This window comes from Arthrobacter sp. UYCu723, assembly GCF_054059215.1.
Genome location: NZ_JBSSBW010000001.1, coordinates 2,825,378 through 2,850,882, shown reverse-complemented (window position 1 = coordinate 2,850,882; position 25,505 = coordinate 2,825,378). Strand labels below are relative to the sequence as shown.

General features: G+C 59.4%; 28 protein-coding genes. 19 read left to right on the top strand and 9 right to left on the bottom strand.

The window, feature by feature from the left end:
• Positions 1-312 precede the first annotated feature (312 nt).
• Entirely contained in the window at positions 313-1,209 is an 897-nt protein-coding gene (locus ACVWZ8_RS13455) for a neutral zinc metallopeptidase (protein ID WP_456504890.1), read from the top strand.
• 12 nt (positions 1,210-1,221) lie between these two features.
• Here ACVWZ8_RS13455 and ACVWZ8_RS13450 read toward each other — a convergent pair whose 3' ends face one another.
• Positions 1,222-2,088 carry a hypothetical protein gene (locus ACVWZ8_RS13450; protein ID WP_426978890.1) on the bottom strand — a complete coding sequence of 289 codons (867 nt, stop codon included), beginning with the start codon at positions 2,086-2,088 and terminating at the stop codon, positions 1,222-1,224.
• A gap of 243 nt (positions 2,089-2,331) precedes the next feature.
• Here ACVWZ8_RS13450 and ACVWZ8_RS13445 point away from each other — a divergent pair, with 243 nt between their 5' ends.
• The 3 genes from ACVWZ8_RS13445 to ACVWZ8_RS13435 all read left to right on the top strand — a co-directional run bounded on the left by ACVWZ8_RS13445 (position 2,332) and on the right by ACVWZ8_RS13435 (position 4,927).
• Entirely contained in the window at positions 2,332-2,769 is a 438-nt protein-coding gene (locus tag ACVWZ8_RS13445) for a hypothetical protein (RefSeq protein WP_426978891.1), read from the top strand.
• Positions 2,770-2,991: 222 nt separating this feature from the next.
• The gene (locus tag ACVWZ8_RS13440) at positions 2,992-4,119 is read left to right on the top strand and encodes an EAL domain-containing protein (RefSeq protein ID WP_426978892.1); all 1,128 of its coding nucleotides are present in this window, start codon (positions 2,992-2,994) and stop codon (positions 4,117-4,119) included.
• A 355-nt stretch (positions 4,120-4,474) separates the two neighbouring features.
• Positions 4,475-4,927, top strand: a complete 453-nt coding sequence (locus ACVWZ8_RS13435; protein ID WP_456504889.1) for a hypothetical protein — start codon at positions 4,475-4,477, stop codon at positions 4,925-4,927.
• A gap of 34 nt (positions 4,928-4,961) precedes the next feature.
• Here ACVWZ8_RS13435 and ACVWZ8_RS13430 read toward each other — a convergent pair whose 3' ends face one another.
• The 8 genes from ACVWZ8_RS13430 to ACVWZ8_RS13395 form a co-directional block, all read right to left on the bottom strand.
• Complete coding sequence (locus ACVWZ8_RS13430; protein WP_456504888.1) at positions 4,962-6,542, bottom strand: hypothetical protein; 1,581 nt, start codon at positions 6,540-6,542, stop codon at positions 4,962-4,964.
• An 84-nt stretch (positions 6,543-6,626) separates the two neighbouring features.
• Entirely contained in the window at positions 6,627-9,233 is a 2,607-nt protein-coding gene (locus tag ACVWZ8_RS13425; RefSeq protein ID WP_456504887.1) for an AAA family ATPase, read from the bottom strand.
• The gene (locus ACVWZ8_RS13420) at positions 9,226-9,960 is read right to left on the bottom strand and encodes a M48 family metallopeptidase (RefSeq protein WP_456504886.1); all 735 of its coding nucleotides are present in this window, start codon (positions 9,958-9,960) and stop codon (positions 9,226-9,228) included. Before ACVWZ8_RS13420 ends, ACVWZ8_RS13425 begins: the two co-directional genes overlap by 8 nt.
• Positions 9,947-13,045 carry a type I restriction endonuclease subunit R gene (locus ACVWZ8_RS13415; RefSeq protein ID WP_456504885.1) on the bottom strand — a complete coding sequence of 1,033 codons (3,099 nt, stop codon included), beginning with the start codon at positions 13,043-13,045 and terminating at the stop codon, positions 9,947-9,949. The genes ACVWZ8_RS13420 and ACVWZ8_RS13415 overlap by 14 nt, the downstream gene beginning before the upstream one ends.
• The gene (locus ACVWZ8_RS13410; protein ID WP_456504884.1) at positions 13,042-13,911 is read right to left on the bottom strand and encodes a GIY-YIG nuclease family protein; all 870 of its coding nucleotides are present in this window, start codon (positions 13,909-13,911) and stop codon (positions 13,042-13,044) included. Before ACVWZ8_RS13410 ends, ACVWZ8_RS13415 begins: the two co-directional genes overlap by 4 nt.
• Positions 13,912-13,915: 4 nt before the next feature.
• Entirely contained in the window at positions 13,916-14,626 is a 711-nt protein-coding gene (locus ACVWZ8_RS13405) for a helix-turn-helix domain-containing protein (RefSeq protein WP_456504883.1), read from the bottom strand.
• A complete protein-coding gene (locus tag ACVWZ8_RS13400; RefSeq protein ID WP_456504882.1) occupies positions 14,602-15,132 on the bottom strand; it encodes a DUF6879 family protein in 531 nt (176 codons plus the stop codon). Before ACVWZ8_RS13400 ends, ACVWZ8_RS13405 begins: the two co-directional genes overlap by 25 nt.
• A gap of 75 nt (positions 15,133-15,207) precedes the next feature.
• A complete protein-coding gene (locus ACVWZ8_RS13395) occupies positions 15,208-15,387 on the bottom strand; it encodes a hypothetical protein (protein ID WP_456504881.1) in 180 nt (59 codons plus the stop codon).
• Positions 15,388-15,706: 319 nt separating this feature from the next.
• Between ACVWZ8_RS13395 and ACVWZ8_RS13390 the strand changes: the two genes are divergently transcribed.
• From ACVWZ8_RS13390 to ACVWZ8_RS13320, 15 genes are all read left to right on the top strand, one after another.
• The gene (locus tag ACVWZ8_RS13390; RefSeq protein ID WP_055796872.1) at positions 15,707-16,015 is read left to right on the top strand and encodes a hypothetical protein; all 309 of its coding nucleotides are present in this window, start codon (positions 15,707-15,709) and stop codon (positions 16,013-16,015) included.
• 12 nt (positions 16,016-16,027) lie between these two features.
• Entirely contained in the window at positions 16,028-16,273 is a 246-nt protein-coding gene (locus ACVWZ8_RS13385) for a hypothetical protein (protein ID WP_456504880.1), read from the top strand.
• Positions 16,274-16,275: 2 nt separating this feature from the next.
• Complete coding sequence (locus tag ACVWZ8_RS13380; protein ID WP_456504879.1) at positions 16,276-16,482, top strand: hypothetical protein; 207 nt, start codon at positions 16,276-16,278, stop codon at positions 16,480-16,482.
• 65 nt (positions 16,483-16,547) lie between these two features.
• Positions 16,548-17,075 (top strand): hypothetical protein, encoded by a 528-nt coding sequence (locus tag ACVWZ8_RS13375; RefSeq protein WP_456504878.1) that lies wholly within the window; start codon positions 16,548-16,550, stop codon positions 17,073-17,075.
• 26 nt (positions 17,076-17,101) lie between these two features.
• Positions 17,102-17,278 (top strand): hypothetical protein, encoded by a 177-nt coding sequence (locus ACVWZ8_RS13370; RefSeq protein ID WP_456504877.1) that lies wholly within the window; start codon positions 17,102-17,104, stop codon positions 17,276-17,278.
• 180 nt (positions 17,279-17,458) lie between these two features.
• On the top strand, positions 17,459-17,665 hold the full coding sequence (locus ACVWZ8_RS13365; RefSeq protein WP_456504876.1) for a hypothetical protein: 207 nt from the start codon (positions 17,459-17,461) through the stop codon (positions 17,663-17,665).
• Positions 17,658-19,832, top strand: a complete 2,175-nt coding sequence (locus tag ACVWZ8_RS13360; RefSeq protein WP_456504875.1) for a type IV secretory system conjugative DNA transfer family protein — start codon at positions 17,658-17,660, stop codon at positions 19,830-19,832. The genes ACVWZ8_RS13365 and ACVWZ8_RS13360 overlap by 8 nt, the downstream gene beginning before the upstream one ends.
• Positions 19,829-20,446, top strand: a complete 618-nt coding sequence (locus ACVWZ8_RS13355; protein WP_456504874.1) for a replication-relaxation family protein — start codon at positions 19,829-19,831, stop codon at positions 20,444-20,446. The genes ACVWZ8_RS13360 and ACVWZ8_RS13355 overlap by 4 nt, the downstream gene beginning before the upstream one ends.
• Positions 20,447-20,507: 61 nt before the next feature.
• Positions 20,508-21,770 (top strand): IS701 family transposase, encoded by a 1,263-nt coding sequence (locus ACVWZ8_RS13350; protein ID WP_456504078.1) that lies wholly within the window; start codon positions 20,508-20,510, stop codon positions 21,768-21,770.
• A 115-nt stretch (positions 21,771-21,885) separates the two neighbouring features.
• Positions 21,886-22,233 (top strand): replication-relaxation family protein, encoded by a 348-nt coding sequence (locus ACVWZ8_RS13345; protein WP_456504873.1) that lies wholly within the window; start codon positions 21,886-21,888, stop codon positions 22,231-22,233.
• A 1-nt stretch (position 22,234) separates the two neighbouring features.
• The gene (locus ACVWZ8_RS13340; RefSeq protein WP_456504872.1) at positions 22,235-23,224 is read left to right on the top strand and encodes a DNA methyltransferase; all 990 of its coding nucleotides are present in this window, start codon (positions 22,235-22,237) and stop codon (positions 23,222-23,224) included.
• 86 nt (positions 23,225-23,310) lie between these two features.
• Complete coding sequence (locus ACVWZ8_RS13335; RefSeq protein WP_456504871.1) at positions 23,311-23,628, top strand: hypothetical protein; 318 nt, start codon at positions 23,311-23,313, stop codon at positions 23,626-23,628.
• Between the two features lie 102 nt (positions 23,629-23,730).
• On the top strand, positions 23,731-24,315 hold the full coding sequence (locus tag ACVWZ8_RS13330; protein WP_456504870.1) for an antirestriction protein ArdA: 585 nt from the start codon (positions 23,731-23,733) through the stop codon (positions 24,313-24,315).
• A 124-nt stretch (positions 24,316-24,439) separates the two neighbouring features.
• Positions 24,440-24,823 carry a helix-turn-helix domain-containing protein gene (locus tag ACVWZ8_RS13325; protein ID WP_456504869.1) on the top strand — a complete coding sequence of 128 codons (384 nt, stop codon included), beginning with the start codon at positions 24,440-24,442 and terminating at the stop codon, positions 24,821-24,823.
• Positions 24,824-24,855: 32 nt separating this feature from the next.
• Entirely contained in the window at positions 24,856-25,503 is a 648-nt protein-coding gene (locus tag ACVWZ8_RS13320) for an ImmA/IrrE family metallo-endopeptidase (protein WP_456504868.1), read from the top strand.
• Positions 25,504-25,505: the final 2 nt, after the last annotated feature.

Sequence of the window (25,505 nt, the reverse complement as noted above, 5' to 3'; positions counted from 1 at the left end):
GGAAAGCCCTCCAGGCCGGCGGGTACGCCGGTCAGAGAGCCGCGCTTGTGGAGCATGTGACGGATTCCTCCGATATTCACTCCATTTTAGTTCACGCTATGGCCCCGGCTGTCCGCGCCGCCGTCACCGGCGGAGACCCCCGCGAGGAGCCCCTCCCGAGGCCCGGGCGTCGATTGCGGGTTCATAACGCATCCCCGGAGTCATGGACACATTGAAGGCCCGCTCATATCCTTATGCCCTGGGGAACAGCTCTCACGAGTCACGTCGGACACGGCAATCACTTTGGTCTCATTGATAACCAAGGAGTGCCCCATGGCCCGCCAACTATCCGCCACCGTACCTCTGCTCCTGGCCGTGATGATGCTGTTGACATCGTGCGGCCCGCAGGGCGGCACCCCGCCGCCGGCGGCAGAAACCACCTCCAGCGCACCCGGGACCGCGTCCCCCAGCGACACAGCCAGCGCAACTTCAACCCCGACGGTGACGCCGGGCACCCTGGCCCCGGAGCCTCCCCCGACAACCTTGAAGGCGGCCGCCCCCGCGACCGCCGAGGAACTGGCGGCCTACCGGGATGCGCTCTACTGCCCGACAGGAACACCGGAAGGCTGCCACAGTTATGAGAGCATGGCGGGCTACTTCGGCCATTTGCTCGGGATAGTCGCCCCGATGTTCGACGAGCGGTACGGCACGGTCAGCCGCCCGGCCGCCTTTTACTATGTGGCAGCGGGCGTCACAGGCCCCACGGCCTGCCTCAAGGACGACGGCACCCCTGACCCGTACAGCAGCGCGGACTACTCGTATTGCCTGACGGACCGGGCGATCTACACCGGCCAGGACGCGCTGTGGGCCCTGTACAAGGGCGTCGGCTACGCGGCGCCCGCCGTGGCGTATGCCCACGAATGGGGACACCATATTCAGAACATCATGAAGGTGCCCGAGCCGGAGACGCCCGAGGAAAATGCCCTGCTCGAAAAGCAGGCTGATTGCATCGCCGGCGCCTGGGTGCAGCACGCTGCACAGTCCGGGAACCTGTTGTACCCCGCGGATCTGGGCGATCTGAATGCCCTGATGGCCGCCGTCGCTCCCCCGGATCCGGGCGAGGAGCCAACCCCGGTGCAGGAACGGATCGATGCGCTCCAGCTCGGGTACAACAGCGGCCTTCCGGGCTGCAACTCGTTCTTCCCGGAGACTCCGGTCTACGCGGGATAGCCGGCTACCTGGTTAGTACGACTCGAATGTCAGGTCCGGGCTGCCGGCCAGCACGTCAGTCTCGGCGCCGGTGAGCTTGTTATTGATCGAGTCGATGAGGAAGTCCGGGCCGCCGGCGGCCAGGTTCGGGTTCGGCACGTAGGTCATCTCGACCTTCAGCACACCCTTCATCACCCCTTCAGCGTTCCCCTTCTCGGTCAGGGACACTGGGACGACAACGTCGTAGTCAAAGGCGACCCGATTGGGAACCGACTGGTCCATGGTGGCTTCCTGGGCGCCCCCGGCCTGCTGCATGGCTCCGGTGTCGCCGTCGATCTCCTGGATGAACAGGCAGTGGGTCTCCGGGGCTGCGGCACAGGCGGGCGAGGCCTTGACGGCATCCTTGCTGTCCGGTCCGGGCAGGGCAAACACGGCCCAGTTGCCGAACGTGGAAACGTCGCCGTCCTTGCCAGCGGCAATCAGCTTGGCTTTGAGGTTGTCGCTGAAGCGGTTGTCCCAGAGCTTGGCTGTGATGGCGTGTGAGCCACCGTCCTCGACCCACTGACCGGAGAGGCTGTATTTGTTGGTCACCAGCTCGGTAATGAAGTTTTGCGCCAGGGCACTTTGGATGGCTGCGGGGTCGTCCACGTCGATGCCGCCCTGGGGCTGGGCGTAGGGAACCGGCTCGGGCCCGGCCGCCGTCGGCGGCGGTGTCGGCGCGGGAGCGGACGTTGCTGCTTCTGCTTCTGATGTTGCTGTTGCTTCTGTTGCTTCTGTTGAAGCTGCAGCGGTGGCTCCCGCTGGCTCCGGTGCAGCGGCCGGAGCCACGCAGGCCGAGAGCGAGAGCGCTCCGGCGATGGCTGCTGCCGCGATGAGGCGGCGCGTGGTGAATTCCACCATGAAGGGCATTCCTGACTGTAGATGAGACCTGTCGTGCGGGCCCACCACTTCGGACGCACGAAGCGGCGCAGAGGCTCCCCGTCCGCACTCTAACATCCTGCCGGTCCCGGTATTCACGTTCTTTGCGGACGATGTGCCTGCATCCGTCTGGCCGCGGCCAGACGCAACGACTAGGCTCCTGGCATGGGCTACGGGGGGAACAACCAGCAGGGGCGTGCCGTCCGGGTAGCGAGCGCAGGGCTCATGATCATTACGGCCTACGCTCTCACCGGCACACTCCAGATCCTGGTGTGGAATCCGCTGGCTGCCGTGCCTGGCGCAACACTGGACGAAATCCATGCCGGTCTCAACGAAGCTAACGAGTCCCTGGCCGCACCCGTAGTGATTGCATGGGCAATCAGCGGAGTGGTTCTGGCGGGTCTCGTGCTAATACGTGCGCTGACGCAATCTGGTTCCCGGGTGAAGGATGTTCTCGTTCTCGATCTCCTACTTCTTGTGCTTGCAGCGCCGTCACATTGGTACGCCGCGTTCCCGGCAGGAATGGGCATTGCCGATGCGTTCGCAACGAGCGGGGGCGATCACACGCCGTGGGGCATGGTGCTCTACGGCATTAGCGCGGTTGCACTTTCGGCGCTTGTGGCGATGGCGACGATAAAGTCAGGCAAAGCCCCCCGAGGGTAGATGGCCGTATCTATGCCCGCGAAACGGTCGACGATCAGCCCAGTGCCATTTCGCAGCGATATGTTTTACCGCGTTGGTTGTTCCACATCCAAGGGTCACACGTGGTCGGTACCGTGGTACAGTCCGTTCACGGCCTTCCGCCCTCCGGGATCCGGGACTCTGGATTCTGGAAGACGCGGGCCGGTTCCGGGCTCAGCCGGAACGGGAACAAAGGAGTAGCCCATGTCGATGGACCCGTCGTCCTTGCCAGCATCCTCCGAAAGCCAAGCTCCCGCAGACCCGGCACCCGGCGGCCTTTGCCGCAATGACACTTCGGGGATACGCCGCCAGGCCTCGGCCATTATCGACACAGTGCTCTCAGACCCCGCGCCGGAGCAAGGCCGTGTCAGGGATCAGCTTCGCGAACACTTTGCCGCCCATCCCGGGCACCCGGAAACGGCGCTGACCGAACACCTGATTTCCCTCAGGTCCCTGACCTGGCTCCCCGCCGGCACCTCGAAGGTGCGGCCCCCGGCCGCCTGGTCCGCCATTCAGCCGCAGACCGGAACCCCTGCTCCGTCAGCGGCGGAGCGCGCCTCGCGGATCGAGGCGGTCCTGAAAGGCGGGATGCTGCTGACCGCTTTTCAGCCGATCTACGAATTCTCCACCGGCTCCGTTGTCGGCGTCGAAGCGTTCACACGGTTCGTCTCCGACGGGAGCGACAACGCGGACTACTGGTTCGCGGAAGCCGCCGAGGCGCGGCTGGGAAGCGAGCTGGAATTCACGGCCTTGGAGTCTGCCCTCGCCGCCGCGCAGCACCTGCCGACCCACCTGTACGTGGCGCTGAAACTGTCCCCGGCCACCTGCTTGGACCCCCTGCTGCCGGGCTTGCTTGAGGAATCCATGCTGGCCCCTGACCGCATGGTCCTCCAGCTCACCGACGCCCTGACCGCGGAGCAGCCCGCCGCCCTGGGCGCCGCGCTGGCACCCCTGCGGCAACGCGGAGTCCGGCTCGCGATCGACCATGCCGGCTCGTACTTCGACTCGATCCGCCATATCAGGCATCTCCAACCCGACATCATCAAACTGGACCGCAACCTCATCGCCGGAATCGATACGGACACCCTCCGCCATGCCTTCGGCGAGGCCATGGTCGGCTTCGCCGAGCAGCTCGGAGCTGCGCTCATCGCCGAAGGGATCGAAACCAATGACGAACTGGCAGCTGTCGCCGGTCTCGGCGTGACAGCCGTGCAAGGCTACTTCCTCGGCCGGCCCACCACCCGCCCCCAGGACTGGGCCCACTGGAACCTCCCGGCTCCTTCAAAGACGGGATCGGACATTTCTCCCCCAATAGCTTCGATTTGGTTTTGACCACGGTCATACAGCGACGAACCGCCCTCGGACGACCTGGCAGGCCTTGTCCCGGGTTTTGGCTCGTAGGCGCCCTGGAAAGGGCTGACGCCCTCCAGGGTGGCCCGCGGCAGTCCTCGGCGCCGTCTCAATAGTGACGGTTGCCGGGTTTTTCGCCTTGGCATCGGCCATGGCCTCACTGCGATCGATTTCCAGCCGGCTGTAGTCGCCTCGGTACGGCATGGACGGCGGCCCGGCGCGTCTCCACGGTCCGCAGGCCTGGGTACGATGAGCCGATGACACACAGCTATGTCCCCTTCGGCTGCAATTTCCGGCCCAAAGTGTTTATTGCAAGCACTCAAGGGTTCAAAAACCCTTGAAATCTGTGGAGGTTCTGCAGGCGTATTCCAGTAGGGGTCGCCACTATGAAAGCCGTCTTGACAAGATCCTGGTCGCCAAGGAAAAAACGCACCCTTCCCGACAAATGGATCAACGCAAGGCAAAGTCCTCTGCCAAGCTAATCCACCGACTCACCTCCAAGCAAATTGCTGAGATGACCGCTCGCTACCGACAAGGCTGGTCGTCTCGCCGGCTGGCCAAAGTCTACGGCGTCTCCAAGACCAGCGTCGTCATTCTGCTTCGAGAAGCCAGCATCCCCATTCGCCGCCAAGGTCTGGGTGACTGCCAGGCAGATGACGTCATCCAACGCTACGCGGCGGGTGCATCACTCGCTGTCATCGGCAAGGCGCATGGCGTTTCAGCCGACACGATTCGCAAGCTCCTCGTCCGCCAGGGCACCACACTTCGGCGTCCGTGGGATCGCCCGTGAAACACGGCCCGGCGCGAATCATCGCAGTCGAACCTTATGAGGACCCGGAGGGATCAGGGAGCGACTCAATGATCGTCGATAGCCAATCGAGCAAGTCCTGCATCAGGACCTCTACAGCTTCTCGTCCTCGCCGATTGCCAAAATTCTTGTCAAGAACTTTTTCGTAGTCGGAGCCCTTACGGTGCGCGGTAACCCTTGATCTCACTTCCTGCAGAGTGCGAAGTACCTTGACGTCATTCGCACTGAGGCTTTGTTCTTGGGCGAAGTAACGCTCTAACTTGCTGATGCCCTTCTCATTGGACTGCTTTGTACTTAGCAGGGACTCGATCTGTTTCTCATTTAGTGCATCAACGAGGAGTTGCGTGAGTACACGGATGGAGGATTCGAACTCCGCCTGACTGTCATTCAAGGGCAGGCGCAGTCTGCTAAAGAGCTGCTTATCGGGACCCTCGGGGGTGCGGAAGAGCGGCCAGCCATACAAGCTGCTCCATGCCTCGTTGACCTCGTCATACCTGCGTTTGAAGATCAGGTCTACAGATTTCGGGTCTGTGAACTGTCCTAGAAAGGAGCGGCGGAAGTTGGTTTCGCTAATTTTGGCATCAGGGGCAATCATGAAGCCTCGCCAGTAGTCTCGTTCACTTGCTGGCAGATCTCTTCCCAGGTCGCCGAGGAATACGATGACTCGGTCCGCGTGGTCGTTGTCGATCCGGCAGCTCCACAGGGCGGCACACCTCACCCCTCCGTCGGAAACTGAGTAGAGTTCCGGCCGATCGTAGTACTTCTGCAGCACCTCCTTGCGGAAGTGAACGGGAGTTAGGTAGTGCGGGGCATGGCTATTCTTACCAAAGTAGTTGGCGAGTTGATCAGGATCGCAGGTGTATCGCACCGGCCTGCCGTGTTCGTCTTCGCCAATGACGAACTCCGGATACTCTTCTGGGGCCTCGAATGGCCAAACGCCACAGGTCTCCATGGGGCCTGCAGGGAGGATCTTTTTACCTAGTAGTCGGCTAAATGGCTTATCGAAGGGGAATCCGTTCTTTGGTGTGTGAAGCTCGAGGCGGGTGTTGTCAGTTTCGATAATCCATTCTTCCGGCATCGTCTCACCCTTAGAGCCATAGACCACCGAATCGATGTAGATGTGCAGATCCATCTGGCGAGCCGCCATGTACTGCTTGACGAGTCTGGTTCGAACCAGAACCTGCTTGCCATCAAACTTGACCGCGACTTCCTCAGTGCCGTCATCATGAGGCTTGATGAAATTCCCGGTCTGCTTGTCGACTGCCAAATTGTGGAAGAGTCGGAACTCCTGTTGGATCTCGACATAGTCTTCTCGTGCGCCGTAAAACTCTCGTTGGAGTACGAATGGTTCAACGCCATCCTCTGCCCATTCGCGGTGATAGGTCGTCTCCCCACCGCCTTGCGAGAAGCCAGGGGCGCCGGAGGTTACAGTGAGGTCCCAGCCCGGGTCGGCTAAGAACTCCGATCGGCGGGCAGGATCCCCGAGCGCGCAATAGATACCGAAACTGATACCGTCCCGATACTCGGAGTCCTTGAGGATCGTCCAGGCTCCATCACCAAGGCTGCGGAATAGCTTTAGCTGGGTGTCCTGCTCCATTTCGGATGGGGTGTCTCGTGTGCTTGTCGAAGTTTCTTTAGTCATGCGTCTCCCGCGCTTACAGGAGGATTGTCACTTGCTGACCTAGGCATCCGCATCTGTATAGGCCTTCCGGCAGTCCTGAAGCTCTTTCCAGTGATCCTCAAGACCCGGGAGAGTAGGGCTTACTCCCAGTGTCACCAGCGGCTGAGAGTGGGCGGTGATGTATCTGCATGCGTCCTCAAACACCCGGGTGACGGTTGTAATCGCATCTGGGAGTGCCTCGGCTTTGATGCTGGCGAGTGAGGTCATGCGAATGTTCGGCTGATAGCGCTGAGACACGCCTTGAAGCAGCTCGGTTTCCGTAAAGACTTCGCACCATGAACGAACCCAGTCGTAGCCCTCTCTCACGAGGGCAGCTCGGGCTTCGCCTTCGACCAATTTGGCTGCCTGGATGGTCTTGTTAATGTTCGTCTTGAGATTGCCCAAGCTATCCCAGCGTGGTCCGGTCGCCCTGGTGACTTTACCTTTACCTTCGTCATCTGTGATTTGAAAGTAGGAGCATCGCTTTGACTTCTCGAACAGTGAGAGGAGGGTCGTTGCAAAGAAGATGTCGTGCGTGAAGACGATGACTTGGTTGTCCTCAGCTAAGAGGGCAACTCTTCTAGCTACTTCATTGATCCGTCGGTGGTCGAGGCTGGAAACGGGATCATCGAAGATTACGGGCGCCGTGATGCCAGCTAGGCGCGCTTCAGCGAGGAAGTCTGCCATGGCAAGCACCTTTTGCTCACCTTCGGAAAGTACCTTGGAGGGCTTGTGCTTGCCGTGTAGAACCTTGCGTCGATGAGCTTTTCCTTGACGCCCCAGAAACTCAAGCTTCAAGGTTGGGGTCCTCAGTGCTTCGCATTCCTCTGCAAAGAGCGCGTCGAAGTTCTGGTTTATGAGCTGGTCGCTTGCAGCCTTCGACAAGTCGGTAATGCTTCTGCTCAGCCCAGGTAGCGCTCGGTTAAGAATCCTGAGCCTGTCGGACTCCTTCGCGTGGCTTACTTGCGTTTCTATCTGTGACCATGACTTGGAGAGCTCAACCGAGGCGATAAGCTCTTGCAGCTCCGATTTGCTGGTCTGCAGTGCTGTCTGGCGGTTTGCCGCCTGCTCACGAAGCTGTTTAAGTTCTTCTGTCGTTGATGAAAGCGACCGGCTTACTGCAGTTTGTAGTTTAGGGACCGCGGCGAGGGCTTTAGTAGACAGTTGCGACTCATCTTCCACCCCTTGTCGAACTGCACCGAGGATTTTGCTAAGAACTGCGACGTCCGCATGGAAGCTGGGCTTATCTTCGTTGTCCTCATGTTGCACAAGAAAGGACTTAACTTCGCTGTCAGCGACGGCACGTATTGATGCCGTCAGGCGGTTGATGGTCCCCTCCACGTCGGCGAGGTCCTTGCTGATTTTGTCAGCTAAGTACTCTCCGTACTTTGCAACAAGGCGCTTTGCCTGTTCATCCAGTGGCTGCCGGCAGTACAAGCACCTCCCGGAATCGTGGACCTCAAGGCTTTGAAGGTGCTGTTGGTGCTTCTCGCCGCTTAGAACGAAGGATTCCCAGGTCGATTCAGGATCGGACGGCAAATCGGCGGCTTTGAAAAGTTCAGCGCGGAAGGCTTTGTAGTCATCCCGCAAGTCTGTCCGCTTGGTTAACGCTTCGTTGAAACCTGCTAGGTCAAAACTGGAAAGGCTGTCCGCGATACTACTGGCCTGCGTAAGGACGGCTTCACTTCGCTGACGAACCTGGATTTGAGATGCCGTGGTGTTGGCCTCAAGTGCGGCGACGGCGCGACGTTGCCCGTCGATGCGGTCATCTTGATTCGGCTTGTTGTCTGCGCGTCTTTTTAGGTCAGCGAGGTCCGTCGCTGCCCCGAGGGTCTCGATCAGAGGATAGATGCTCGATGCTTTGGGGAATCGGCTAAGTAGGGACGGGTTTTTCCCAGACAGGTCAGCAACCGCCGCCTCGATTTTTCCTTGCACTGATTTGATGCCCGAAATTACGTGCTTGAAAAGTGCGAGTACTGCCGGGGTATAGACGTACTCAAGGTCGTCGTCCACATGAAAGTTCACAGCCGGACTGTCGAAGATGGACATCCGTGTGAAGGGCGGTTGGCCTAGCTCGCCGCTCCACTTGAAGTCCTGGGCTTCGTCGCCGAGGGAGAATGTGATCATTGCGGACTGCTGCTGCTTCTCGTCGGCACGAATGTCACCGAGAATATCGTCGGCCGTCCGACTGCCAGCGAGCGCTTTGAAGATGCGTGAGTAACCAGTCTTGCCGGTGCCGTTCTCTCCGAACAGGATAGTGAGACCTGCATGGGGCTCTATAACAGAACCGGTTACGAGGGCGTTGACTCCTGAGACGTCGGAAATTTGGGTAATGGCGAGTGGTAGTTCTGCATCGTCAGTACTTGACTCGATCTCGATCGCGGCTTCTTCTGGAAGCTCTCGTGGATCTAGTGACTTTTCTTGGCGAAAGAGTGCATAGGCATGCACTACTTCGCTCTCCGTCAGTGCTGTTCCCGTACTCAGGACGTGGTGCACGACGTATCGCACCCACTCATCCTGCTCATTTGCCCATGCCGCGAGTGTGACACGGGGGTCAGTAGGCGGAGTGGCTTCAAGCTCCTCCGCAACTTCGGATGTAGATGCAACTTCCAATGTTTGATCAGGCATTACTTTTCCCCCAGTTTTCTTCTGCCAATGGTGCTGCGTTGAGCTCGTCCCGGCGCGCTCTCCAGTCGGGTAAGAATCCGTCCATGAGCTCGGTAAAGCGTTCATTGTGGTTGCGTTCAAGCAGGTGTGTCATCTCATGTACGACGATGTATTCAAGACAGTGAGGGTGTTTTTTGGCCAGCTCTACGTTGAACCAGATGTGGGCTGACTCGCGGTTGCAGCTGCCCCATTTGGTCTTCATGCGGCGCACAGTCCACTTCGCCACATTGCGCCCGATAATCGGCTGCCACTTGGCTATGAGCCCAGGGATCTCGTGTTTCAGCGCTGTGCGGTACCAGCCGTCCATAGCGTCACGACGATTGTCCGGAGCACTGTCCTCTGGGGCATGTACCGTCAACCGTTTGCCGGTGATATCAAACCGGATCCGACCAGGCTCGGTTACGACCTTGAGGCGGTATCGCTGACCCCATACATAGTGGGATTCTCCAGTGACCATTTCGCGTTCCGTCTGTCGCACGGCACTTTGAAGCTGTTCACGTTGCTTCTTGATCCACGGCAGTCGCTGCACAACAGCAAGCCTGATCGCGTCGTCATCAAGCCTTTCGGGCGCCGCAACGCGTACTCGGCCAAGGGGAGGGTATACCGCGATGTGTAGATTCTTGATGTTCTTGTAGATGACATCAACGTCAATCCCGGAGATGGTGAGATAGGCGCTAGCGGTACTCATTCCGGGCCTTTACCAAATCAAAGAGTTCGTTGAAACGCTCAAAGTCAGCCGGTAGGACGCGCCGAATTGCTCGTGCGACTTCCTTCTCCTTGAACGTGTTGCCGACCCAGCCATGCGGCTTGCTGGTCATGATGGCGGTGTCGACTTGGATCGGCGTGGCGGGATCTGGCCAGCCGAAATCGACGATGGCACGCTGCGCACCATTTGTTGCCCAGGCAGGGTAGACGGTGTCGGATTCTTTCGCGCCGACCTTCTTGGCATGAGCGATCAGCTGTTCAAGGTATTCCTTGTAATCGATGGCGCCCTGACGGCGTTGCTCGATGATTGCGTCAAGCAAGATGGACATGCTCTCGTAGTACTTCGGGTTCATCGCGTTTTCGTCGACGATGACTTTGCGGATGTTGTTTGCGATGGTTTCGGCGACAGCTTCAGGATCCTTCTTGATCCCGGCGGGGAGCTTGTCGATCGCAGCAGCCCCTTGTTCAACGATAAGGTCAACGAGCCCGACGTTTTGGAAGTCGGCGACGACATCTGAAGCATCGGCTCGGATATACGTATCAAGCAGGAACCGCATGCCGGCTTCATATTGTTTGAAGTCGACGTTCTCGCCGGCACCGAGCTTCACTTCGTCACGTACAGCAACGTAATGGGTGACTTCCGCGGCGATAGCTGCAGATTCAGTTGAGCTGTATCCGGCCTCCGCCATGTCGTTGGCGATGGCTCCGTACGTTCGAACCAAGGCCGCAACGGACTTGTAGAGCTCGACGCGCTTGGCTTCGTTGTTCTTAATCTGCTGGGCGTTGCCCTGTTCCATGGCGCAGAAGTAGTGCTGGTACTGCAGTGTTCCCTTAGGTGGATCGACGGCTTCGCAGAGCGCGCGTATCCGTTCGAGGGCTTCGTCGAGGTCTTCGCGCGCTAGTTGGACGCGGTCTTTGAGCAGTCCGTCGATGTCGGACTTCTCGTAGCCGTCGAGAGCTCCTGAGGTGTAATCAGTGATGGCGTCTTCCAGCGAATTGAAGAGGTCCTGATAGTCAACGATGTAGCCGTAGTCCTTGTCGTCACCGTCGAGGCGATTGACGCGGCAGATGGCTTGGAATAGGCCGTGGTCGCGCATCTTCTTGTCGATGTACAGGTACGTCGCCGATGGCGCGTCGAAGCCGGTCAGCAGCTTGTCGACGACGATCAGGAGGCGCATCTGACCGGGCTCGTTGATGAAGCGGTCTTTGACTTCCTTTTCGAACTGCTCGATCTTCGTCACCGCTTGGTCAGCGGGTTCATCGAAGTGATCGGCCAGCATTTGCCGATAGATGTCGTATTGGCGCAGCTTTTCCGTCGCACCGTGACCCGAGTCTTCCTTAGAGATGTCGCTCGCCTGCGGGACGTAGCTGGTGACGATGGCGCACTTGCCCTTGAATCCAGCCTGACAGAACATCTCGTAGAACTTGCATGCCTGATAAATGCTGGAACCGACGAGCATGGCGTTGCCCTGATTGTCCATGAGACGCGGCTTCGTTTCCATGTCGAGCAGAATGTCGTTGACGATCTGCTTCGACCGCGGTTCCGAGCTGACCACCTTTTGCATGGTGCCCCAGCGCTTCTTGAGCTCCGCTTTGGAGAGGTCCGTCATGCCCTTGGTCTTGGCGTCGAACCACTGGTCGATCTTGGCGGGCGAGATAAGGTCCTGGTCAATGTTGCGCGCCTCGTAGCGCAGGTCGAGCACGACGCCGTCTGCGACCGCTTCGTTGAACTTGTAGGTGTGGATAAAGCTGCCGAACGTTTCGATGCTGGTGGCTTTGTCTGCTTTCAGCAGCGGAGTGCCAGTGAATCCGATGAACATGGCACTAGGTAGCAGTTGTTTCATGGCCTTGTGCATCTTGCCAGACTGGGTGCGATGGGCTTCATCGACAAAGACAAAGATGTTTCCCTTAGCCGAAAAGCCGGCAGGAATCTTGGAGTTGAGCTCGGCAATGAAGTCGCCACTGGCCTCGTTCTGGGCTTGATCATCATCGCCACCGCGGAACTTGTGCACCAAGGAACACATCAGCCAAGGATCATTGCTGTTGAGCGAGCCGATAAGATCGGCGCCGCTCTTCGTGCGGTAGATGTCTTCGTTGACGCCGTTGAACACGCGCTTGATCTGGTCATCCAGCTCGGTGCGGTCGGTGATAATGAGGACACGAGCCTGGCTATCGCCGTGTGTCTGGTGTTCGCGGATCCACTTGGCCAGCCAGACCATGGTGAGCGACTTTCCGGAGCCTTGAGTGTGCCAGATTATGCCGCCTTCGCGTTTCGCAATGCGGTCTTGAGCTGCCTTCACACCGAAGAATTGGTTGTGGCGGCAGGTTTTCTTCGTGCCGCCGTCAAACACCATGAAGTCGTGAATGATTTCCAGGAACCGACTCTTTGAGCACATCTGAACCAATGCGCGGTCGAGTGGCTCATCGATGTCAGACGGCTCTTTCCATTCGAGCCAGTACTTCTCAGCCGTATCGATGACGCCGTAGCGCAGACCCTCAACGTCGTTGCCAGCCATGACTAGCTGCACGGTGGTGAAGAACGGACGGATGAAGTCCTTCTTTTGGTTGCCGATGTTCTGTCGGATGCCTTCGGAGACGGCAACTTTCGAGCGCTTGAGTTCAATGACGCAGAGCGCCAAGCCATTGACGTAGAGAACGACATCTGGTCGCTTGTTGTGTTCACCCTTGATCGACACCTCTTCCGCGACCACGAAGTGGTTGGCTTGAGGGTTGTGCCAATCCACCAGCCAGACAGTCTCGGTCTGCTCGCCGATGCCAGGCTTCACCTTCACGCCGTAGCGGAGAAGGTTGTAGACCTCGTGGTTAGCTTCATAGAGATTGCGGCCGCCACCTAGGGAAGCGGTCTTCTTGAACTGCTCGACGGCTTTGTTGATCAGATTGGCGTCGTAGCCACGGGCCTGCAGATTTTGCTCCAACAAGCTGACCTCGATGTGCGAGTTGTTGTCGCGGTACTCCCAATTGCCTAGGTACTCGTATCCAAGCTCATGCCGGAACAGATCGACAACGCGGTCCTGTGTCTTACGTTCAATCTGTCCAACTGTGCTCATGATTCATTTCCCCCAAAATTACTTTCAATATCCTGATTCTGCCAGCTTCCGAAGCTTACGCCCGTTCCCGGAATGCGCCATTCAACTCGGCCGTTTGCTGCTCTGCCCGCCACGATTGCCGCCGCAGCTGATGGGCTGCGGAAGACGATGTCTTGGGTAAAGATCGCGGCGTCTTCGCCATCTTGGACAAGCTGCCCGCTCTTGAGAAGCTCATCATGGAGAAGCTCATAATTACTTGAGTTCTCGGCGAAAGAGAGCCGGGCCATTGACCCTTTCTTCACGGTGAACTCTCCATCGACTTCTTGAGCCATTGCTCGAATGCCGTACTTCTTTACAAACATCTCGAAGATCGGCGATACGGAAGGGTTGGCAGGAACCGCTCCATCTGTCGGGCCTGAAGGCTGCCGGAGTGCAGTCGTCGTTCGAAAGATGTTGACGCCTAGTACAGGCAAAATGATTTTGGCCTGGGAAACGAAGTACTCCATGTCCGATATATCTGACTCTGGAAGCGGTAGGAGAGGAGGTGTTGTGCCATTTGTTAGTCGTGAACGGTTAGCCTCTTGCGCAAGGGATATGAAGCGAGACTCAAGATAGCGGGCATGCGCTTTAGTTAGGTTTGAATCCTTGCTAGTCAGAACGATTGCACGATCCCAGAAATCTTTTCCGCCCTGATCTTCATTGCGTGAGTGATGGTAAAGGCGCTTGCTGACATCGTCACCTTCGCCGATATAGGCGAGCGATCCACCCATGCTTTCCGGATCGTCGCCCAGCAGAATATAGATGCCGGTTCGTGAGGCCTCTGACCTCTGCAACAGTGCTGCAAGGTCTGATCGAGGGGCGGCAGCAACATGACCTGTCCAGTTCATGATTTCAGCTGTCAGAAGGCCACCGGGTGTGCCGTCGGCCAGGAAGAGACGAACGGTTTTCCCTGGGTACGCCTCGCCTCGCTGTCAATATTCGTATCTCAATGTTCGGCTGCCATGAGAGTCGTGTTGCATGAGAAATCTGGTCGACGAGAACCTGCTTGTCTGCCGTGCCATGTAGTGAGTACAGGGCAGCCTCCGACATGACGAAGGTGAACCTTTTTGGGTGCGACAGGATGTATTGGCGCTCCATCCGGGCCTGTGCAAGTCGAGTGGCGGCATCCGGAGCGTGCCCGATGTCGATGAAGAGTGCTTCAGCGTAGCGCCGGGTTTGAAGCAAGCCAGGGAAGACGGCGCATTCGTAAGTGAAGATCTCATGGGCGGTTCCTTCCAGGCTGGCGAGGCGTCTTTGTACGGCATCCGCTCCGTGGTTGACCATGAACGAAAAGCTAGTCGGATCCAGCTGGGCCAGACTCCACTGCTGTCTGAGCTGATGCGCTGCTACGTCATCACACCCCAACGCCACTATCAGCCGCTTGAGCTCGGTCGGTTCGAGAATTCTGTACTTTCCTGTTTCAATCTTTGAAATCGTGGCCTGCGAAAGGTGTACAGCCTTGGCCAAGTCCCCACCGCGCATCCGTGACTGGAGGCGGACTGAACGCACCATAGCGCCAAAATGAATCAGTGCTGGGTTCAATCCCTCTTCTTCGGATTCCATTCAAGCTCCCGAGACCGGCAAAACTGCTCCACGGTGGGGCATTCATCGAACAACTTCCGCGCAGCCACCAAGCTTGATCTTTCGGCTTTGGAGACGAGGCTTGACCGCGAGCCCCGATAATCACCCGTTGCCGAGTAGTCCATCCGCTCGACGGTTTCTTCATCGTATTGCCAATAGTCGAAGGTTGGAATCCGCTCATCGGTGCCGCGAACTACTACCCGAACATCTTCGCCAGCATCGATGCCTGGCCCGTACCCGGCCAAGACTTCGAATAATTCGTACTGCGTCAGTGGATCCGACACGACCCGCAAGCGGCACACGGCGCCTCCTCGACGTCTAGCGTCGGCCACTATCAAGGCCCAGTCGCTATTGAACTCGCTCGGTACTGCTCCCGAGCTGGCGAACATGTCTAATGCCGCCATTTCCTCCGGCACGTCATAGGCGGGGAGTTGTTCGACGCGGAATGCTTCGCGCTGAAATGAGTCGAATGGATCGCTGTCAGGCACGGGATTCCTTCGCCAAAGCCATACACGGGCGGGCCCCACAGGGCATAAGTGGGCACCGTTTGCTCGCCATAGTTCTCATAGTTTGAGGCCCGCAAGCAGACTTACTGGGATGGCGACTGCTTGTTCGCCATCCGGCAACGGTTCTCCGAAAAGATCTTCCGCGATGTAGCCCTGCACAATGATCGTTTCTGCGTCTTTTCGATAAATTGTGGGGCAGTTCTTCCCGCCGCAATTTGAACTCGCAATTACTTCCATCGATCTCTCCTCCTTGCTGATCGCCTGCATCTCTAGGTATACATCCGGTCGGCGAAGCCGTCAACGATATTCGAGGCATCTGAATATCCGAACCGGACCGCAGCCTCACTGGAAATATCCTCTCCTAAATTCCGACGTCAGCAATTTTATTGTTCCAGGAAGATCTACAAGCTCCAATGGTAATTGGAATTCTAATCATTCCACGTTTTGAGAGAGCTACTTATTTCTCACAAGGCTTGTCGAAGTGGCCACGGGCTTCACTCCCGTTTGCATCTGGCAAGCCACCAGATCACAAGTCCATCCGAAATGGAGCAAACCCATGTCCGATCTCATCCGCCGCCCCGGTGGCAACATCTCCCCATACTCGGCCCCCGAGGGCTTCTCCCGTTCCGAAGGTAAAGGCTTGCAGCGCCGGCAGAACACCGAGATCGCCAACGGTCTCGTCACCGCTACCCGAGTCCAGGCGGCTGGATACGTGGCAGCGACTGGTATGCAGCTGACCGCAATGCTCAGCCGCGAAGCACAGTTTCAGTCCGATGGCGACCCGCGCACGGCGGAACGCCTCAATTTCATTGCCGATTCCTACGCCGAGTATGCGGCGCTGGAAGTCCGCCGGTTTCAGCGGTAGAGAGGGAATCCCATGAAGCACGAATTTGCCAACCCATTCACGTCCGAACGGCATGCCGAGCCGGCGGTTCTGCAGCACGAAGCTGCGGTGCGATTTTTTGTCGGGCGTGTCACTTCGCTGGTGGACGAGCTTGATGCCGTCGCAAAGGCCGTCAATGCTGACTCACCGGCCACGTCCCGGCACCTGCGCTTGGTTTCACAGCAAATGTCAGCGATGGCGCTCACGGCCCTTGAGACATGGCCCAAGGTTCTGCGATAGCGATGGAGGCTTTCGTTTGCATCATCATCGCCATTTGCGTGATTGCACTATTCGCCGTATGTCTTATCGCCGCCGATTTCTGGAACAACCGAACGACGTCTCGTCCGGGCCAGATAGCACACATCAAGCAGGAAGCTGACGAAACAGTCGCCCGGCTGGACGCGTCTTATCACCAGGCGCTGCGGGACATGCGTCGCCACCGCCGTTAGCGGATCACTTCCGAGAGCAACCGCTCTCAATCTTCATCTCACGCCTCAGAGAGGGGTTATTTGTCATGCCGAAAAACATCTCCAGCGCCGAGCTCACCGTGGCGCAGAAGAACCTCAGCACGCACGTGCTGCTGGAAGCTTCCAATATCGCGTCCCGGGTCGGCTTCGATTGGCGGCCGACAGATGACGCTCCAAACACCTACAAGACGCTGAAGACGGCCTTTGAAGTGTCAGTGAGGACCAAAGCGCCGCTCCCGGTGAGTAGCGAGAACTCCAGTCGTGTGGTGTTCGCTAATGAGGAAGGGAACTACGCCTACCGGTTCCTGCACGACATGGGTCATGTTGAGATGGGCCTGGGTTTCAACTCGCCGGACGAGTTTGAATTGGCGCGGCGACTGATGTGCCGCCTCGAGCGGGCGGGCTACCGTCCCGAAACTCTGGAATGGAAGCTCTACCAGGCCGATGCAATCGGCCAGGTGATGCACTATGCGATCACTAAGAGCTATGTGGGCGATCAACTCCAATTCGCCTTGGATTGTGCCTATCACGGCCTGGACTGTGGCATTTTCCTGGAGATCGAGCGCCAACGATGACGGGGAACCCTAAGGAGAAGACCGCCATGTTTGACCGTCTGGTTGGTGCATGCATGGCCGTGCTCCTGGCGTCCATCGCCATTTACTGCGCCGCTCAAATCATCCAATCGATCTGGCCAATCCTCGTCGTCATCACCGGCGTCATGGCCTTGGCATGGATCGCCATCATCGTGATCCGATTCTGGCTCTCACGCCGTTTCTAGTCCCAAATCGATCGCCGCTACGCATGTAGTTCGGCCCGTTCCAATCGGTGTTGTGGTTTGCGCTAAATTGGTTGATCGTTCAACCAATTGAACGCATACTAACTCACAGACCACGTTCAATACGTTGAACGATCGTCTGCATCACCGACCACAACACTGACTGAAAGGAGGGAAATCACCATGCCTACACAAAATCAACCACGTCGCCGTCGCGACGCCCGTCCGCGCCAGGAACGCCACATACTCGTCTACGGCGTGCAACGCGACAAACCAGATCTGCGCAAGCTCAGCCGGGCCGTCATCGCCATGGCCCAGGCCGAAGCCGAACGCGAAGCCCAGCGCCAGCACGAGACGAATCAGCGCCCGCGGGGAGACCATCATGGCTAGCCAGGAATACCAACTACGTCAGCTCGTCTGGCAGGAGATCTACTGGCCACATCCTCTGGACACGACGCGTACCCTGAACCTGCTCCGCCAATGGGCCTCACAGGTCCACGCGCCCCAGATCATCTTGGAAGCCCGCGCTACCAAAAACGGCATCCGCTTCCTGGTTGGCTCCCAGCGCCGTCACGCAATATCCCTCCGCCACGACATCAAACAGACGGTGCCTGGCACTATCGTTGCTGCCGACGCCACCAGAGGAGGTTATGCAACTTTCGCCCACCGCCTCACCATCAACCAGCCGATCCGCCCGCTGGAGTCACAGGACAACGAGGGTAGCACCCGGTCAATTTTGGCCAGTCTGGCAGGGTTGCACGGCAAGGAACTGTTGGTCGTGCAAATCGTTCTCGGCCCACGACTGGCACCCCAGTTGGTACCTGATCGGCTGCCACGGGTGGACCAGGGAATTGCATCCCAGGCATTTACCGGCATTCAGCGAGAGCGTCGCCCGCAAGTCGCCAAGCAGATTCAGCTCAAGCAATCCGACCACGGTTTCGCTGCCGTGATCCGCATCGGCGTTTACGCCGCCGACAAAGCCCGCCACGCGACGCTGATCAAACGTGTCGTCAGCTCGTTCGGGACACTGCGGACTGCTGGGCTGCGGCTGCGCGAACACCGGGAAAAGGTGCAGAAGCTGAACACTCCCGCTTCCGAGTGGGCATTCTTCACCCCCGCGCAGCGGCTGTCTGTCGCAGAAGTTGGCTTGCTCAGTGGCTGGCCGGTCGGCGCTGTCGATATCCCGTACCCCGGGCTGCCTCCGATCCATCCCCGCCCGATACGCCCGTCATTCATAACCGGGGACAAGCACCGAGTAGTAGCCCAAGCTACGGCGCCGGGTGCCACCGACACGATGCTCGGGATTACCGCTGACGACAGCCGGCGCCACCTCTGGCTGATGGGGCCAACCGGCGTCGGCAAAAGCTCGCTGCTGCTGAATATGATCCACGACGACATGCTGGCCGGACGGGGCTTGGTCGTGGTCGAGCCCAAGGACTTGATCCGAGATGTCCTGGCCGTCGTACCGGCATCGCGCCGGGATGCCATCGTGCTCCTCGACCCGCTCGACATCGAACCGGTCGGCATCAATCCACTCGATCTCCACGGGAGATCACCGGCACTGGTCGCCGACCAGATCTTCGGCACCTTCAAAGCGCTCTACGGGGCGGAGGCGTTGGGTCCACGGTCATCGGACATCCTCCGGCACTGCCTGTTGGCGCTGGCCAGCCGCCGTGACGCCAGTCTGGCCATGCTGCCGGTGCTACTGACTAACCCCGGTTTCCGACGCTCCGTCACGCAGCACATTGCCCGCAGCGACCCATTTTCGGCAGGACCGTTCTGGCGCTGGTTCGACCAGCTCACGCCGGAGGCCAGTGCCCAGGTCACGGCGCCACTGATGAACAAGCTTCGTCCGTTATTGGATCCCCACCTGCGGCACGTCCTGGCACAGCGCAGCCCACGGTTCAACATCCGGCAAGTCCTGACCGAACGGAAGATTCTGCTCGTGCCGCTTCAAAAGGGTGTGCTCGGCCCACAATCTGCCGAACTGCTCGGCGCCCTGGTGGTGGCTGAACTCTGGCAGGCCATCCAGGAACGCGCCGCTGCCGACCCTAAAGATCGTGACACGGTCATGGTTTACCTCGATGAGGTGCAGGACTACCTACGTCTACCCACAGATATCGGCGATGCCCTGGCTACCTCTCGAAGCCTAGGTGCGGCATTCCACGTCGCGCACCAGTACTTGGATCAGCTACCGATGGCCATGCGCTCAGCCTTCGAAGCGAACTGCCGCTCCCGCATCTTCTTCCAACTGGCGGCAAAGGACGCCCGCGCTGCCGCCGCGATGGCCCCAGGACTCGACCCCGAGGATTTCACAGCATTGCCAGCTCGCCATATCTACGCGCAGCTCGTCAACCAGGGAACCGTCACCGACTGGGCATCGGGCAAAACGATCACCACGCCGAAGACGACGGCCAACGTGCCTGACATTCAAGCCCGCAGCCGCCGCCAGTACGGCCAGGCCACTGACGCCATTGAACAAGGACTCCTGGACATCTTGGAGCTCCCGCAGGATCAACCGGACTCGGGCGGACGCCGTCGCAGGAGCACATCATGAACGACAAAAAGACCCTTCCGACCGGCTACCCGACCGCGTCGATCCAACTACCGGCATCTATGCAGGTCAGCGGCGAGGAGGGAGCAACAGGGGCGACGAATACCGGTGCTACTCCGGGCACCGGAGCACACACCGGACCACGCATCAGCAGCCGACGACTGCGGGAGATTCAGGCGCACCTTAGCGAACGCGACCAGGCCATCCTCGCATCCGTCGACCGCTACCGATTCCTGACCGCCAGGCACCTCCAGGCGTTGCACTTCACGGATCATGCATCGGCGATGTCTGCCGCTCGAACCTGCCGCCGGGTATTGGCCCGACTGCGCACACTTCGCATCCTTGGCATCTTGGACCGCCGCATCGGCGGCATCCGGGCAGGCTCCGAAGGCCTCGTCTACTACGTGGACACGGCGGGCGATCGCCTTCAACGCGGCGTGGCATCGTCCCGGACCCGCAAGCGGTTCGATGAGCCATCGGCCCGTTTCCTCGACCACACGTTGGCGATCGCGGACATGGCCATATGCATCTTCGAGACCGCCGTGGCTCAGGGAGCTGAGGTGGTCAAACTCGACCCTGAACACACTGCCACTCGCACCTACGCAGACAACTATTAGTACTTAGTTAGGTCGGCGTGGCGGCTTTTAATCCCTGACCGATCCTGTTAATTTTCGAGGCATGAAACCGGATGAGCTTGCCGAGACCAAAGCGGAACTGGAAGCGTTCGTTCAGGATGTGTTCGCGTCGCTTCCGCGTAAGGATCAGCGGAACAAGGGGAACCTGTATCTGCACGGTCTGATGCTGGACGGGCGGCGGAAATCGATGCAGCCGATGGGCGGCCGGCTCGGGGTCGATTACCAGCAGCTGCAGCAGTTCGTCTCGTCCTCGCCGTGGAAGCTCGAGCCGGTCCGCCGGGTCCTGGTGCGCAAGGCCGTCGAGGTGATCGGCCCCGACGCGTGGGTGGTTGACGATACCGGTTTCAAGAAGGACGGCGGCTCCTCGCCGTGCGTTGCCCGGCAGTATTCGGGCACCCTGGGCAAGATCGGCAACTGCCAGATCGCCGTCAGCATCCACGCGGCCACCGACCAGGCGTCCTGCCCGCTGGACTGGCGGCTCTATGTGCCGGAAGCCTGGGATGACACGTCCGCAGACACGAACGCCCACGCCGAAATGATCGCCGCCCGCCGGGCCAAGGCGCAGATCCCCGAGATGCAACGCCATCGTACGAAGTGGGCGATGGCGCTGGAAATGATCGACGAACTCGGCGCCTGGGGGTACCGGCCCCCGATCATGGTCGGGGACGCCGGCTATGGCGAGATCACCGCGTTCCGGTCCGGGCTCAGCGAACGAACGATCCCCTACATGGTCGCCGTCAAGCACTCGACGACCGCGCACCTCCAAGACGCAGCCATCGGCGTGGCCGAGTACGCCGGCAAAGGCCCCCGCTCAAACCAGCGCCGATACCTGGACGCCCCAAAGTCACTCAAAGACCTCGTCATGGACGCCGGCCGCCGGAAGCTACATCAGGTCACCTGGCGGCACGGCACCAAGTCCACCACCAGCAACAAACCCGCGTCGATGACCTCCAGGTTCATCGCACTGCGGGTCCGGGCAGCCAACCGCGATATCCCCCGCGCCGAGGACGGTTCCCTCCCCGCCGAGTGGCTGCTCGCCGAATGGCCCAAAGGCGCACCCGCGCCCACCGACTACTGGCTCTCCACCTTGCCGGAGACGACACCGCTGAAGGAACTCGTCCGGATCGCCAAAATCCGGTGGCGCATCGAGCACGACTACCGCGAACTGAAGACCGGTCTCGGCCTCGACCACTTCGAAGGCCGCACCTGGCTGGGCTGGCACCACCACGCCACCCTCGTCACCGCCGCCCACCTCTTCATCACCACGCTGCGCCTGACACGCCCAAAAGCGCCTGGGGCAGCCTGAGTCTCTACGGCATCCTCCGCGAGCTCCAACACCTCGTCGCCGTCCGGACCGGCTACTGCCCCTACTGCCAACCGCGAGCTCCAACCTAACTAAGTACTACTATGGGATTGCCCAAGTGCTGCGACCCGACCTCTATGTCGAGCTGGCAGCCGCCGCCGGTGACGAAGATGTCAGCGCCTTCTTCATCGAAGTCGACCTAGGGCACGAAAGCCTGCCGACGCTGCTCGGGAAAGCCCTGACGTATGAGGAGTACCGCAGCACGGGAATCGAACAACACCAATACGGCGGTTTCCCGCAGGTCATTTGGGCCATGGACGCCTACCGCGCAACCACCGCGCAAAGACGCCGAAAGTCGCTTCAAGACTCCCTCGAACGGAACAGCCGTCTCAACGCTGGCATGTACCGGATTCAGTCGCTTCAGGACGCCGCCGCGGCCGTGGTGCAGGGGTTGCACCATGACTAGTTTGACCAACGGACTCCACATCGGCGACGCCTTGCAAACACTCCGAAGAATGCCGACTGAATTCGTCGACATGTGTCTGACCAGTCCACCGTATTTCCGGCTGCGCGACTACGACGATCCGGGCCAGCTCGGGCTGGAAGAGTCGGTCGATACTTGGGCGGCCATCCTCCGTGAGGTGTGCCGCGAAGTCCACCGCGTCCTCGTCCCAACGGGTACGTTATGGCTCAATCTGGGCGACACCTATACCACCCACGCACGCCAGGGCGCCCCTCCCAAAAGCCTGGCACTGGCCCCGGAGCGCCTCGCCCGGCTATTGCAGGAGGACGGCTGGATTCTGCGTAACAAGATCGTCTGGGCCAAGCCAAACCCAATGCCAACCAGCGTCCGCGACCGGCTCACAACCGCACACGAGGTGATCTACGTTTTTGCCAAGCACTCACGCTACTTCTTCGATCTGGACAGCATTCGCGTTCCCCACGTCTCCAAACCAGGATCACCGCCGGGGAACCGGTCTCGCCGACCTGCCACAGAGCCCTGGCGTGGCCCCAACGCTGACTCCACAACAGGACTGGCGAAGATGAAAGCTCGGGGCATTGTCGGTCACCCGCTCGGCAAAAACCCGGGCGACGTCTGGACGATCTCCACGGCGGCCGGGAGGGGCAGCCACCACGCCACCTTCCCCGAATCCTTGGCCAGACGCTGCATCCAGGCCGGGACGCCCGAAGCACGCTGCAGGACATGCCGCAAGCCGCACACCCGCGCCATTCGACGGATGGGGGAAACGGCAACCCGACTCGCCCTTGCACCAACCTGCAGACACCAGGGCGGCACGGAACCAGGCATTGTCCTAGACCCATTCATGGGCTCGGGCACGACAGCCGTTGTTGCCGAACGCCTGCACCGGCGGTGGGTTGGCGTCGAGCTCAATAGGGACTTCGCTCATGAAGCTTTCAACCGGATCAGCTCAGCCAGGGCCTCTCCGGCAGCCTGAATCTGTGACGCTCGTCGGTGTCATGCGGATCGGTGAGTCAGGTTTCATCCCGAAGCCTCGCCGACCGCAAGCACCGAGGAGTTGTCATGACGACACCACCGGTTGACGGCATCGACCGTCACAACCAGGGCAGCGTGAAGACGCTAGCCGTCCGGCTCGAACCGGACATCCACATCCAGCTGACGCTCATTGCTCAGCTGCGGGGCAGCACTATCACCGAGGAGATCCGGAAGGCATTGGCAGCGCATATTGCCCTCGTCAAGGAAAACACCGATCTGGTCTCTCAGGCCGAGTCTGCCATGGCAGATATCGAGCGTGAGGCAGCTGCCCGTCGCGAGGCTATCGCCAGCCTGTTCGGCAACGAGCAGGCAACGGCGAAGCCCCGAACGACGCGTGGGCGCTAGTTCGAGCCACTCCCGGCAGGAGCCAGTGTGAGCGGAGTTCCATTGAGCTCCCTCCGCTGCTCCTGCTGGGATACACACCACGTAAGCGAAAGGAGGCAACTCATGAACCACGAACAATTACCCGGGGCAGACCCGGAACGCGAGAATCAACGCACCATACCGGCGATCTACGTCGCGTCGCTGGCCGACTACAACAACGGCCGGCTAGTCGGCGACTGGATTGACGCCACCATAGGAGCCGCGGCCATCAACGAGAAGATATCCGCCATCCTCGCCCAGTCCACAGAGCCGGCACCGGAAATATGGGCCATCCACGACTATGAGGGCTTCGGCAACAAACGACTCAGTGAGTATGAACGCATCGAAGACGTCGCCGCCTTGGCCGAAGGCATCGAGCAGCACGGCGAGGCCTTCGCCGCGTGGGTCGACTACACCGGCCTTGATCCCGAAGACTGGCACCACTTCGAAGACGCCTATTTGGGCGAATACGCGAGTCTCACTGCTTACGTCGAGCAGATCATTGACGATCTCGGATGGCGTGACGAGGTCGAAAAATACTTACCGGAATCGCTCCAGCCATACGTCAAGATCGACGCCGAGGCCATGGCCGAAGACATGCGCCTCAATGGCGAGATTTACAGTGTCGAATCAGGCTCCGGCATCTATGTATTCAACAGCCGCATCTGACAATATCCGAAGAATAAGGCAGCACTTCCTTTCTTGACGAAATTTCTGTTGTGGAATTCGCTTAAATCGTTGAACGAAATGAACGATCGGCTCATACTACGAACAGAAATTGGAGACCAACGAAATGCAAGACCACGACATACAACAACTGGCGGATGCCATCCGGGAACGACGGCAAGAACTCGGCCTGTCTGCCAGCGAAGTCGCCCGGCGGGCAGACGTTGCCAAGGGAACCATCACCAGGTTGGAACTCGGGCAAATCACGAGCCCCCGCATGGACAACCTCCGCTCAATCGCCGACGTGCTTCAGATCCCGTTGACCAATCTCCTCGCCGAATCCCGCGTCCTGCGCGGATCAGACCTTCCCACGTTGCAGCCATACCTGCGCACCAAATTCAAAGACATGCCAGAAGGCGCCGTCCGTGAAATCGAAGCTCACTTCCGCGACGTCGCCGCCCGGCACGGCATCAACATCAACACCGGCCCCGCTCCAGGCGAGGACGAGTAACCCACCAACTTCTCAGCGAAAGGAGAAAAGCCATGACTAACGAAATCAACCCAACCCCATTTGATCGAAGCGTCCTGTCCACTCTCCGATCTCTCATTCCAAACCGCGACGTGCACTCGCTCGCCGAGGCAAAACAAGTCGCCGAACACCAGGCCATCCGCTTGCTCCAGTTGCACAATATTGATGATGGCCCTATCCCTGTCGAATTCATCGCTGAACTGCCCAAGATAGAGATTGAACTCGTCGAAGCACCCGTCTCCGGAGCCAGCTTCTGGAACGGCAACGCCTGGATCATTCAGCTCAACAAGCACGAAAACTACAGCCGTCAACGATTCACGCTGGCTCACGAATACAAACACATCATCGACCACAACCGGGCCGACGGGCTCTATCTGGGGTCCAAAGATCTCACGGCCGCCGCGCAAGCTGAGCACGCGGCCGACTACTTCGCCGGATGCCTGCTCGTCCCAAAGATCCTGCTCAAACGCGCCTACTACGGCGGTATGCAGAAGCCATCCGATCTGGCCAACCATTTCCAGGTATCCGAAGTCGCCATTCTTGTCCGGCTCCGGCAGACGGGCATCGCTGAACCAGCGCCCCGCTGCCAGCCAGCCAGCGCCCCGTTCTCGCGTTCATGGCAGTACCGCATGAACAGCCACACCCAGCTACAAGGAGTTTGATC